Genomic DNA, 12101 nt, shown 5'->3' on the forward strand with positions numbered 1-12101 from the left:
AAACTCACCTCTAAAAACGAGTACCTTCCGTCTACCAGCTGATCCCTTGTGGCATCAGTGAGGCAGACAGAATACACATCACCCCACCCAAATCGGCTTGGCGGATCACCGCGGGAGCCTCAGCCTCGACTTTCGGCTTGGCATGATAGGCAATCCCCAGTCCGGCCGCCTTGAGCATCAGAAGATCATTGGCACCGTCACCGACAGCAACGGTATTGTGCAGGGCAATCTCGTGCTGATCCGCCAACTCGCGCAAAATATCAGCCTTGACCTGCGCATCAACCACGTCGCCCAGCACCTTGCCGGTCAACTTGCCGTCGACAATTTCCAGCGTATTCGACTGGGCATGAACAAGCTGTAACTCTTGTTTGAGGTAGTCCGAGAAATAGGTAAACCCGCCCGAGGCAATAGCGACTTTCCAGCCATAGTGATGGAGGGTTGCAACCAGCTCGCGCAGCTCCGGCATCATCGGCAGTGTCGAGCGCACGGATTCCAGAATCGATTCATCAGCCCCCGCCAGTGTTGCCACTCGCTGACGCAGGCTTTGTTCAAAATCAAGCTCGCCCTGCATTGCTCGCTCTGTCACCTCGGCAACTTGCTCCCCGACCCCGGCCAGCACGGCAATTTCATCGATACATTCGATCTCAATGGCTGTCGAGTCCATATCCATCACCACAAGGCCGGGCTCGGACAGATCCGGCAGATCGCTGGTAGAGGCATAGTCTAACCGGAAGTGGATCAAGGCCTGTTCCAGCAAGGCCGACAGCTCATCCCGGATCAGCAATGCATCATACGATCCCACCTTCCATGCGGCGACCACATCCAGATCATCACCGACATATGCCGCTATGTCCGCCAGCAGCTCAGGCGTTATTCGCCGCCCGTAAACCAGCAAGCCGGCTTGCTGTCTTATCAGATTAGAGGCTGAATTTATGCTGGGGAAGCGCTGTTGCAGCGAAGTGTGTTTTTTAACTTTTAGCACGCTATCTACATCCATGTTTAAGTTTGGTCATATTAATCCACTGCTACCAAAGTACCCTATTGCAATTTATTAGGGCAAGCCCCAATATGGCATTCGTGCATTTCGGCTTAGATTCCACTATATGTTGATATGATGATACTGAAAAAAACGCGACTACAGCGAACATGGCAACTCCTGGTATTGATAGCTTGCCTGGGCGGCTTGGTTACCATGCTGGAATATGGCTCGGACTTAAATCTCCGCAGCTACCGGGCGCTCAGCGAGCAGACCCAGTCTCTGTCACGCATTATCGTTCGGCAAGCCGCCGGGACGGCAGCCAAAGATATTCTTGATAACAATCAGGACAAGCTTCAGGCGCTGGTTCAGCAGCTCTCCGAGGAGCCACTCATTCTTGATGCCAGCATCTACGATCTGGAGGGTATCGCTGTCGCCAAAACAGAAGAGGCGATGCCGTTGGAGCAGGTTACGGGGATTTCGACCCCGCTGTCTGTTGCCAGCTTTGGCCGCCAGCAAATTGTCGAGCCGGTGATGGCCGACAAGCAGGTGATTGGCTTTGTCCGTATTACCCTGGAGCACGGCAAGCTATTGGAAGATGCCGCCAGCCAGGTTGAATACATGACCAATATCATTCGGGGACTGATACTGGCCGCCTTGTTCATCGGCTTCCTGCTGGCCTTCACCTTCGGCCGCCGCAAAGATATCTGGCACTTCCCGTTCCTGCTGACGTCAAATGCGAAGGATTAACTCGAGGTTCGAGGTTCGAGGTTCGAGGTTCGAGGTTCGAGGTTCGAGGTTCGAGGTTCGAGCATAAAAAAGGGCTTGCCATCACGGCAAGCCCTTTTTCAATCTAGCTTCTCGAAGCGAAGCGCACACGAAGCGCAGCAATCCTCGCCTCTTCTGCGAAACAGACCTTATTCAGCATCACCTAGCAGAACAGATTCCAGTGCAATTTCCATCATGTCGTTGAACGTCAGCTGGCGCTCTTCAGATGTCGTTGCTTCACCACGTAGGATGTGGTCTGAAACCGTACAGATAGTCAGTGCTTTAGCACCAAACTCTGCTGCCAGGCCGTAGATACCAGCCGCTTCCATTTCAACACCAACGATGCCGTATTTCTTCATCGTCTGGAAGAAATCGAAATCAGGGTTGTAGAACAGGTCTGCAGAGAAGATGTTACCCACTTTAACGTCGATACCCTTCGCTTTTGCCGCTTCTACTGCGTTTTGCACCATACCGTAATCAGCCAGTGCTGCGAAATCGTGATCGCCGAAACGGATACGGTTTACTTTAGAGTCAGTAGATGCACCCATACCGATAACAACATCACGCAGGTTTACATCGTCACGTACTGCACCACAGCTACCAACGCGGATGATTTTCTTCACGCCGAAATCTTTAACCAGCTCGGTCGCGTAGATTGAGCATGAAGGGATACCCATACCGTGACCCATTACAGAGATCTTACGGCCTTTGTACGTACCTGTGTAGCCGTACATGTTACGAACGTTACACACTTCTTTTGCATCGTCCAGGAACGTTTCAGCAATGTACTTGGCACGTAGCGGATCACCCGGCATCAGAACTACGTCTGCGAAATCACCCATTTCTGCATTAATATGTGGAGTAGCCATCGAAATTTCCTTCCATTTCTCCGTCGGCCCGATTCTAACCAACGGCTGTCATTAGTATTAGGTTGCTGTTTCGAACTATAACAACTATAGAACGAAACAGCGGCAGGGATATGTTATATGCGTTACAGGAACGACTTACCGTATTCCATGTCCGACGTACCGAAGTACTCAGCCAGGGTCTGGCCGATATCGGCAAATGTCTCGCGGCGACCCAGTGAACCTGCTTTCACTTTAGGACCTGTTACAAGAACAGGGATGTGCTCACGGGTGTGGTCAGTACCTTCCCATGTTGGATCACAGCCGTGGTCGGCAGTCAGGATCAATACATCGTCTTCCTGAAGCAGCTCAATGATCTCAGGCAGGCGCTTATCGAAGTATTCCAGTGCAGCCGCATAGCCTGCAACGTCACGACGGTGGCCGTAAGCTGAATCGAAGTCAACGAAGTTGGTAAATACGATAGTGTTGTCACCCGCTTCCTTGATCTGCTCAAGTGTTGCCTCGAACAGTGCCGGAATACCAGTCGCCTTCACTTTCTTAGTGATACCGCAGCCGGCATAGATATCAGAGATCTTACCGATAGAAACAACGTCACCGCCTTTCTCGTCAACCAGCTTCTGCAGTACAGTTGCTGCTGGCGGCTCGACAGAAAGGTCACGGCGGTTACCGGTACGCTCGAACTGACCTTTGCCAGCACCGATGAACGGACGCGCGATCACTCGGCCGATGTTGTACTCTTCCAGCTCTTCACGAGCAATCTGGCAAAGCTCCATCAGGTTATCCAGGCCGAATGTCTCTTCGTGACAGGCAATCTGGAATACAGAGTCAGCAGAGGTATAGAAGATAGGCATACCTGTCTTCATGTGCTCTTCACCCAGGTCATCAAGAACCTGAGTACCTGATGCGTGGCAGTTACCCAGGAAACCTGGCAGGCCGGCACGCTCAAGAATGCGATCGGTCAGCTCTTTCGGGAAGCTGTTTGAGTGATCAGTGAAGTAACCCCAGTCAAATAGTACAGGTACACCGGCAATTTCCCAGTGGCCTGACGGCGTGTCCTTGCCTGAAGACAGCTCTTTGGCATGGCCATACGCGCCGGTGATTTCAGCAGCCGCGTCAAGACCTTCAGGGAAAGTACCTGATGACTCTTCACACGCCTTACCCAGACCCAGCTTGTTTAGGTTAGGCAGGTTAAGCGGACCGCTACGGTCGCCGTTGTCAGCCTCGCCACGGGCACACTGCGCTGCAATATGGCCTAGGGTGTTCGAACCTACATCGCCGAAATCAACAGCATCTTCTGTTGCGCCGACACCGAAAGAATCGAGTACAAGAATAATTGAACGTTTCATTTTGACTCCATTAAACATCTTCAGGGCGAACGCGACGGTAAACCTCAGGAGTAGGCTCAGGTTTCTGCTCTGAAATCGTGATGTTCTCACGAACAGCCTTCGCCGCTTCTTCCCATTGCGCTTCAGTACGCGCATGGATAACCGCTAGCGGGGTATCAGCATTCACTTCAGTACCCAGTGCGATCATATCGCTCAGACCCACTGCATAGTCGATAGTGTCGGATGCAACGCGGCGACCGCCACCCATACCCACAACAGCCATACCCAGACCACGCGTATCCATCGCGAATGCATAACCTGTGCTCTCAGCATAAACAGGTTTCACGATTTCTGCTTTATCCAGGTAGTTGTCGTAGTTTTCCATGAAGTCAACCGGACCACCAAGGCCTGCAACCATCTTACCGAAACACGCTGCGGCTTTACCGTTATCCAGTACTTCCTGCAGTTTCGCGTTCGCTTGTTCCAAATCAGTAGCCAAGCCACTGTTTACAAGCATTTCGGCACACAATGCCATGGTCACGGCAAATAAGCGAGGGTTACGGTATTCACCGGTCAGGAACTGAACGGCTTCACGAACTTCCAGTGCGTTACCCGCAGTAGAAGCCAGTACCTGGTTCATGTCGGTTAGCAGTGCGGTCGTCTTGGTACCCGCACCGTTTGCGACAGCAACAATCGATTTTGCCAGCTCTTCAGATGCTTCGTAAGTTGGCATGAAGGCGCCAGAACCCACTTTAACGTCCATAACCAGCGAGCCAAGACCGGCAGCCAGTTTCTTAGACAGGATTGATGCAGTGATCAGCGAGATGTTGTCAACAGTTGCGGTTACATCGCGAGTAGCATATACACGCTTGTCCGCTGGTGCCAAATCGCCAGTCTGACCGATAATTGCCACGCCAGCATCTTTTGTCACCTGACCAAATACTTCATTGGTCGGCGTAATGTTATAGCCAGGAATAGATTCTAGCTTGTCCAGCGTACCGCCGGTGTGGCCCAGACCACGACCAGAAATCATTGGTACATAACCACCGCATGCTGCCACCATTGGACCAAGCATTAGCGATGTTACATCACCAACACCACCGGTAGAGTGCTTATCAACAATCGGACCGTCAAAATTCATATGATCCCAGTTGATCACCATGCCTGAATCACGCATTGCACATGTTAGGGCTACACGCTCGTTCATGGTCATGTCGTTGAAGTAGATTGCCATCGCAAAAGCAGCAATCTGGCCTTCAGAAACAGTGTCTTTAGCAACACCCTGGATAAAGAAGTTAATTTCGTCTGCAGATAGTTCGATGTTGTCGCGTTTTTTTCTAATGATTTCTTGTGGTAAATACATGGTATTCCCCGGTCAGATAATAATGTAGGGCAGATGACAATTTACCTTGCGCAACCCTTTTTATTGGAAAAAGTGGCTCACAGTATGATTCTCAGCCGCACAGGTGCCGCTCGCGCCGCAGCCGGGCAAGAACCAAACAGTAAATAGTCACAGGCAAAAAAAGTAAGGTGGCAATAAATGCCACCTTACGGGATTAGATTAGTAGCCGCCTTCAGCAGCTTTTTCGCCTTCACCTAGAGTGTGAAGTAGGTTAGCTAGCAGGCTAGATGCACCAAAACGGTAGTGCATGTTGTCAGCCCACTCTGCACCGTGAATACGGTCAGCCATGTCTAGGTATTGCTGTGCGTCTTCAGCAGTACGAACACCACCTGCAGGCTTGAAGCCAACAGTTTTCGCTACGCCCATCTCTTTGATCACGTTTAGCATGATCTCAGCGTATTCTGGTGTTGCGTTAACAGGCACTTTACCTGTTGATGTCTTGATGAAGTCAGCACCGGCTTTGATAGACAGCTCAGATGCTTTCTTGATTAGCTCTTCTGTTTTCAGCTCTCCAGTTTCGATGATCACTTTCAGCAGAATGTCGCCACAAGCTTCTTTACACTGCTTAACCAGCTCGAAGCCCACTTCTTCGTTACCCGCCATTAGGGCACGGTATGGGAATACAACGTCAACTTCGTCCGCACCGTAAGCAACAGCAGCTTTAGTTTCTGCTACTGCAATTGCGATGTCGTCGTTACCGTGTGGGAAGTTTGTAACAGTTGCAATACGGACTTCAGGTGTACCTTGCTCACGCAGTTGCTTCTTCGCTACAGGAATGAAACGTGGGTAGATACAGATAGCTGCTGTGTTGCCTACAGGTGTTTTCGCGTTCTTACACAACTCGATCACTTTTGCATCAGTGTCGTCATCGTTCAGAGTGGTAAGATCCATTAGTTTAAGTGCACGTAGTGCAGCAGCTTTTAAATCGCTCATGACTATCTCCAGTCCAGTTATTTTCTACCAAGCTTATAGAAACTGTTCCATACGCTTGACGGCAATCTGTTGCTATACCGTCAAACGGCCCGCCTACAGCGAACAGTTAGATGAGCGGACTTGGTTCCTTGAAGACTCAGGGAAACAATGCGAGATTGCCGACCTGATTGATATCCTTTTCACCGCGCAAGAAGCTCAGGAAACCTGAGCCCTTGCAAATTTTTATGCCGTCCAGCAAACCGTGACAGTACTCCCATCACGACGGGGAAACGCTGTAACAGCAATCGTCAGTTAATGATGGTGCTCACGTATAATACCAAGCTCCGGTACGCCTCACCATCAAAGTCGTGTTTCCAGTGGTGGATAATGTGTTTACCGCAAGAAAAGCCTGTAAACATATGTTATTACTCAAAAATCCTATTTAAGTAAAGAAACGTTCCACAATCCACTGATAAGCAATACCCCCTGCGTATACCCCGAAAATTCCCATCACTCCGGAGAGGACCGGCGGTGCCGGTATCGGCAGCTTTATCGCGGAAAATAACACCCCGACGATAAACCCAGCTATCAGCGCTAGTATGACTTCACTCATAACGTTTCTCTCTGTGTTTTACAGAAACAAACAAAGTGTAGCCTGCAGATACTGAGGTGTCGCTTGCAACGTAAAATGATGGTAGCAAAGGAATGTAACAGAAACCGGAGCGCAATCGATTTTATGATACAAAGAGTGAACGTGTTACAAGTTTTTACCGAATCTGTTGATCAATATTGAGGGGCTGAAGCCCTGGATTTTGAATCCGTGGAGAAGTATCGAGGGACCAGTGACACAACGCGAAAAAACATACCAGTCTGGGTAAATAATTATTCAGTTAGTGGCGCATGAGATGCCCTGAATAAGTCGCAGGAAGAAGCAGTGAATTGCGGCTAAATAGTTACTCTAATTTCAACTGTAGAGGCTCAGTTAACAGTGATTAATAAGCAGTGGCTGATAACCAGCAAAACTGTGCAAGAGCAAAGACGGGAGGATTGAAGATCGAAACCGACAGATACAAAAACGCCACGGCTATACCGTGGCGTTTATCATTCAGCTGAACGAGTCAGTGATTACATTGCGCTTAGTGAGAAGAACAGACCAGCGATAGTTGCAGACATTAGGTTAGATAATGTACCTGCCGCTACAGCTTTCATACCAAAGCGTGCAATGTCGTGACGACGGTTTGGCGCGATGCTACCAAGACCACCTAGTAGGATTGCTACTGAAGATAGGTTCGCAAAACCACATAGAGCAAAAGAGATAATTACTTTTGTCTTCTCAGAGATAACTGCAGGAGCAGCATCGCCTAGGTAAGGAACGTAGCTTAGGTAAGCAACGAATTCGTTCAGGATCAGTTTCTGACCGATGAAAGAACCAGCAATGTTTGCATCAGCCCATGGAACACCGATTAGGAATGCTAGAGGCTGGAATGCGTAACCAAGTAGCAGTTCCAGAGTTAGGTCCGGCATGCCGACCCAACCACCGATGCCACCTAGCATACCGTTAATAAGAGCAATCAGACCAACGAATGCCAATAGCATTGCGCCGATATTTAGAGACAGTTGCATACCAGCAGACGCACCGCCAGCAGCTGCATCAATTACGTTAGCAGGCTTGTCGTCGCCCTCAGCTTCGTCACCACCAAGCTGCTCAACAGGCTCGTCTGTTTCAGGCTTGATGATTTTAGCAAACAACAGACCACCAGGTGCTGCCATGAAAGATGCTGCAATCAGGTACTCTAGAGGTACACCCATTGCTGCATAACCAGCAAGAACACCACCAGCAACCGAAGCTAGACCACCACACATTACGGCAAACAGCTCAGACTGCGTCATTTTTGGTACAAACGGACGCACAACTAGCGGCGCTTCAGTCTGACCAACGAAAATGTTAGCTGTTGCAGACATTGATTCTGCGTTAGAGGTTCCAAGTACCTTCTTCAGACCACCACCAAGAACGTTGATTACAACCTGCATAACGCCTAGGTAGTAAAGAACACTGATCAGTGCTGAGAAGAAGATTACTGTTGGCAGAACTTTAAATGCGAAGATAAAACCAATACCTTCAACAGAGAAGTTCACTAGGCTACCGAATAGGAATTCGATACCGATGTTACCAAAATCAATGACGCTCTGAACACCGCTACTCGCAGCACCAAGAACATCTTTACCCCAAGGTACATACAGAACAAATGCACCTAATGAAAATTGGATGGCAAATGCGCCACCAACAGTACGTAGATTAATAGCTTTACGGTTATCAGATAGTAGAACAGCTAGAGCTAGCAGTACTAACATCCCAACCAGGCTCATAAACAGGCTCATAGTTTATGGCATCCCTTTAGTTAAGTTTGGCGTCTCGACAATTTGGCTCTTTAAGAGTCCGGCGCATTATACTAACGCAGCGGCGGATAAAGTAATGCCGCCATCACACTTTCCAAGGAAAGAGAGTGAAAGTTTAATCACAAACGTGACATAAATCACAAACGAAAACACAACTTACGCAACCGTTTCGCGCAATCGTTTTCTTTTAGATCTAGATCACATCAATATCCGAAAAAGTTCAGCCGCAGTTAAGCTGGTAGCTGAAGCTATTTCAGCTTCAGATTCCTCTCTGATCTCGACAAGTGATTGCATAATATTGAATAACCGATCAGGACGATTGGGCTCTCCCTGATAGCCGGCAACAGGCATATCCGGCGCATCGGTCTCTAGCATCAGTGCTGCCAACGGCAGTGCAGCTATTGTATTGCGGGTTTTGTTGGCACGGCGATATGTGATCGTTCCACCTACACCAATTTTGATACCCAGATCGATTAATTGCTCTGCCTGCGGCAGGCTGCCACTGAAACCATGATAAACCCCACCCGCAATCAGCGGCGTTCGCTTCAATACACTCACTAGCTCGGGAAAGGCCTTCCGGCAATGGAGGATGACAGGCAGGCGGTATTGGTTTGCCAGCAACAGTTGTGCCGACAGCAGTTCTATCTGCCGCTCCCGATTGGCACCCGCAATAGCAAAGTCGAGCCCACACTCACCCACGGCGACACATTTGCGATCCTTCTTCTCCTCTGTTCCGGCCACTTCTGCCAGTTGTTTGGATAACAAGGACATTGCATGCTGGCTGTGCTCCTGAGAAAAAAACGGGTGTAGCCCCAGTGCATAATACAAACCGTCAAACTGCTGACTGAGAGATTTCACCGCCTGCCAGTTCCGCTCACCGACGGAGGGGATCACGATGGTCCCCACCCCGGCACGACGCGCCAGCGTTAGGTAATAGGCAGGATCGGAGGCAAAAGGCTCAAAGTCAAAATGACAATGGCTGTCAATGAGCATTGGAAAAGCCCCTCATTATGTCTTCTCGTTCTGCAAGCTGCATGCAGTGCTCTGCGGCGGCTTGTCGTCCGGCCTTTGACGAGAGTGTCTCCGCATAGACGGGTTTCTCGGATCGTCATCATCATAACGCACAGGTGCGCAGCTGCGGCGGTTCTCCGGGACCAACCCCAACCGCTCACACCACCTGTCATATTTGGCGATCCCTCGTTTTAGCCACTTCAGCATCAATCTCTCCTACCGGCTGGTTGATTTGGCAATCATGATTATCATACTACGCCCGGAGACCAAAATAGTATCGCCACGATATCTCGGCGCCTGCTCGATAGTATAAATATCACGGGGGCTTGGCTCGGCGGTGTTGACCAGCAGGTGCCAGTCCCTGTCACCACCATCCGGCAAGGTGAACACCAGCGGGTCCCAGTAGGCATTGCAGATGACATATAGCTCATCCTCGCTGATAGGGTGAATCACGGTTGTTGCCAGCGAATGAGAATGTTCAGACCAGTCAGGCTGGTGCGGCTGAAGTCCATGCCAGTTGATCCCGACATTCTCGAGCACCGAGCTCAGCGACATATGCATGTTCCATTCAATGGTCGGCTCGGTGCGCCGGATCTGGTTCATTAACATCACGAACCGCAGCATATCGGCGTGCGTGTCGACCAGGCGCCAGTCAAACCAGCTGATTTCATTATCCTGGCAATAGGCGTTGTTATTACCCTGCTGGGTGCGCCGGACTTCATCTCCCATCGAAATCATCGGTGTTCCCAGTGAGAGCAGCAGTGTCGCCAGCATATTTTTACACTGGCGGTTTCGCAGTGCCTCGACCTCGGCTATATCCGTCGGCCCTTCCACACCATAGTTGTTCGACAGGTTATGGTTGTCACCGTCCCGGTTGGCCTCGCCATTATCCCAGTTATGCTTTTCGCTGTAGCTGACCAGGTCATTGAGGGTAAAACCATCATGAGCACAGATGAAATTGACCGAGCGATGCGGCGAATGGCGGTTACTGCAGTAGATATCGGGCGATCCCAGAATCCGTGAGGCAAACGGGCTGATACTCCCACTGTCCCCGCGCCAGAAGGCCCGCACATCATCACGGTACTTACCGTTCCACTCGTTCCAGCGATCGCCAATGAATGAGCCGACCTGATACAGGCCGGCGGCATCCCAAGCTTCGGCAAAGATCTTGGTACTGCTCAGGATAGGATCCGAATCGATTGACCATAACAGGGGCGGCTCCCTCATCGGATGGCCCTGGCTATCTCGCGCCAGTACCGATGCCAGATCAAAGCGAAAACCGTCTACCCGCATCTCGGTTACCCAGAAATGGAGGGCATCAATGATCATCCGCCGCAGAACGCTGTGGTTGGCATTGCAGGTATTGCCGCAGCCGCTGTAATTGGCATACTGGCCATTTTTCTTATCGACAATATAATACGCCCCGTTCTGCAGCCCCTTGAAGCAAAACGTCGGGCCGCTCTCGTCACCTTCTGCCGTATGGTTGAACACGACATCCAGGATCACTTCAATATCGGCCCGGTGTAGTTCCCTGACCAGGGTTTTAAATTCAGTGATCGCGGCAAGCGGATCTTTCTCGACGCTATAGCCGGCATGAACGGCAAAGAAATTAACCGGACTATAGCCCCAGTAATTTTGCCGTCCCTGCGGCGCATCATCGACATCAAACTGCTGGATAGGCATCAGCTCAACGGCCGTCACCCCGAGCGACTTAAGGTAGGGGATCTTATCGATAACACCGGCAAATGTTCCCCGCCTGGCTTCGTCGACGCCCGACGACGGGTGCTTGGTAAATCCGCCGACATGCATTTCGTAGATCACGGTATCTGTCATTGAATGGCGCGGTGCCTGAGTGCCTTGCCAGTCAAAGGCCCGCTGATCAACAACAACACTTTTCATCCCGCTCGCCATATTCGGCCCGGGACCAATGGCGTTGTCACGACAATAGTGACGCCCGAAGCTAATCGCCTGGCTGTAGGGGTCAATCAGTATTTTTTCCTTGTTGAAGCGAAGCCCTGCTTCAGGCTTCCAGGGACCATCCACCTGAAAGGCATACACCTGACCGTGACCGATATTGGCAACAAACAAAAACCAGTAATGCCCCCGCTTGTGCATAACAGGATCAAGCTCAAATGAAAGAAACGGCGCGGTAGCATCCTGACTGTCGAACAAGTGCAATATCACTTGGGTTGCGTCTTTGGAATACAGGCTGAAGTTCACGCCCTGCTCTTTAATGGTGGCACCTAGCGGGTAGGGTTCCCCTGGCCATGAGTAAATATCCCTGCCGGTCGAAAATTCCATAGTCCCCATTCCTTCCATTGTTCTTTCAATACGCAACAGGAAGAATACTAGACCGAGAATAAGGGAATAAAAGAGAGGGGAGGCGGATTCGCCAGAAAAGGATAAAAAAAGCCGCCACAACTGTGACGGCCTTAGACTATTGT

The 12101-nt window shown here is 50.4% G+C and carries 10 protein-coding genes; 1 reads left to right on the forward strand and 9 read right to left on the reverse strand.

The genetic code is table 11. The annotated features are described in order from the left end of the window. Window positions 1-31 precede the first annotated feature (31 nt). Window positions 32-997, reverse strand: a complete 966-nt coding sequence (gene serB, locus BIT28_RS04745; protein ID WP_075762497.1) for a phosphoserine phosphatase — start codon at window positions 995-997, stop codon at window positions 32-34. 114 nt (window positions 998-1111) lie between these two features. Between serB and BIT28_RS04750 the strand changes: the two genes are divergently transcribed. Further along, window positions 1112-1726: a YtjB family periplasmic protein gene (locus BIT28_RS04750; protein WP_075762498.1), complete on the forward strand. Its 615-nt coding sequence runs from the start codon at window positions 1112-1114 to the stop codon at window positions 1724-1726. A gap of 167 nt (window positions 1727-1893) precedes the next feature. On the opposite strand, the gene deoD is transcribed toward BIT28_RS04750, so the two are convergent. The 8 genes from deoD to glgX all read right to left on the reverse strand — a co-directional run bounded on the left by deoD (window position 1894) and on the right by glgX (window position 11958). Then, entirely contained in the window at window positions 1894-2613 is a 720-nt protein-coding gene (gene deoD, locus BIT28_RS04755; RefSeq protein ID WP_075762499.1) for a purine-nucleoside phosphorylase, read from the reverse strand. 122 nt (window positions 2614-2735) lie between these two features. After that, window positions 2736-3956 (reverse strand): phosphopentomutase, encoded by a 1221-nt coding sequence (gene deoB / locus BIT28_RS04760; protein ID WP_075762500.1) that lies wholly within the window; start codon window positions 3954-3956, stop codon window positions 2736-2738. Between the two features lie 10 nt (window positions 3957-3966). Further along, window positions 3967-5298, reverse strand: a complete 1332-nt coding sequence (gene deoA, locus BIT28_RS04765) for a thymidine phosphorylase (RefSeq protein ID WP_075762501.1) — start codon at window positions 5296-5298, stop codon at window positions 3967-3969. 198 nt (window positions 5299-5496) lie between these two features. Beyond that, window positions 5497-6270, reverse strand: coding sequence for a deoxyribose-phosphate aldolase (deoC, locus tag BIT28_RS04770; protein ID WP_075762502.1), 774 nt, complete (start codon window positions 6268-6270; stop codon window positions 5497-5499). 421 nt (window positions 6271-6691) lie between these two features. Beyond that, window positions 6692-6862 (reverse strand): XapX domain-containing protein, encoded by a 171-nt coding sequence (locus BIT28_RS04780; protein WP_075762504.1) that lies wholly within the window; start codon window positions 6860-6862, stop codon window positions 6692-6694. Between the two features lie 512 nt (window positions 6863-7374). Continuing rightward, on the reverse strand, window positions 7375-8628 hold the full coding sequence (locus tag BIT28_RS04785) for a NupC/NupG family nucleoside CNT transporter (RefSeq protein ID WP_075762505.1): 1254 nt from the start codon (window positions 8626-8628) through the stop codon (window positions 7375-7377). A 216-nt stretch (window positions 8629-8844) separates the two neighbouring features. Next, the gene (locus tag BIT28_RS04790) at window positions 8845-9639 is read right to left on the reverse strand and encodes a TatD family hydrolase (RefSeq protein ID WP_075762506.1); all 795 of its coding nucleotides are present in this window, start codon (window positions 9637-9639) and stop codon (window positions 8845-8847) included. 234 nt (window positions 9640-9873) lie between these two features. Beyond that, window positions 9874-11958, reverse strand: a complete 2085-nt coding sequence (glgX, locus tag BIT28_RS04795; RefSeq protein ID WP_075762507.1) for a glycogen debranching protein GlgX — start codon at window positions 11956-11958, stop codon at window positions 9874-9876. Window positions 11959-12101: the final 143 nt, after the last annotated feature.

Origin of the sequence: Photobacterium proteolyticum (genome assembly GCF_001939735.1) — a bacterium.
GTDB classification, from domain to species: Bacteria; Pseudomonadota; Gammaproteobacteria; order Enterobacterales; family Vibrionaceae; genus Photobacterium; species Photobacterium proteolyticum.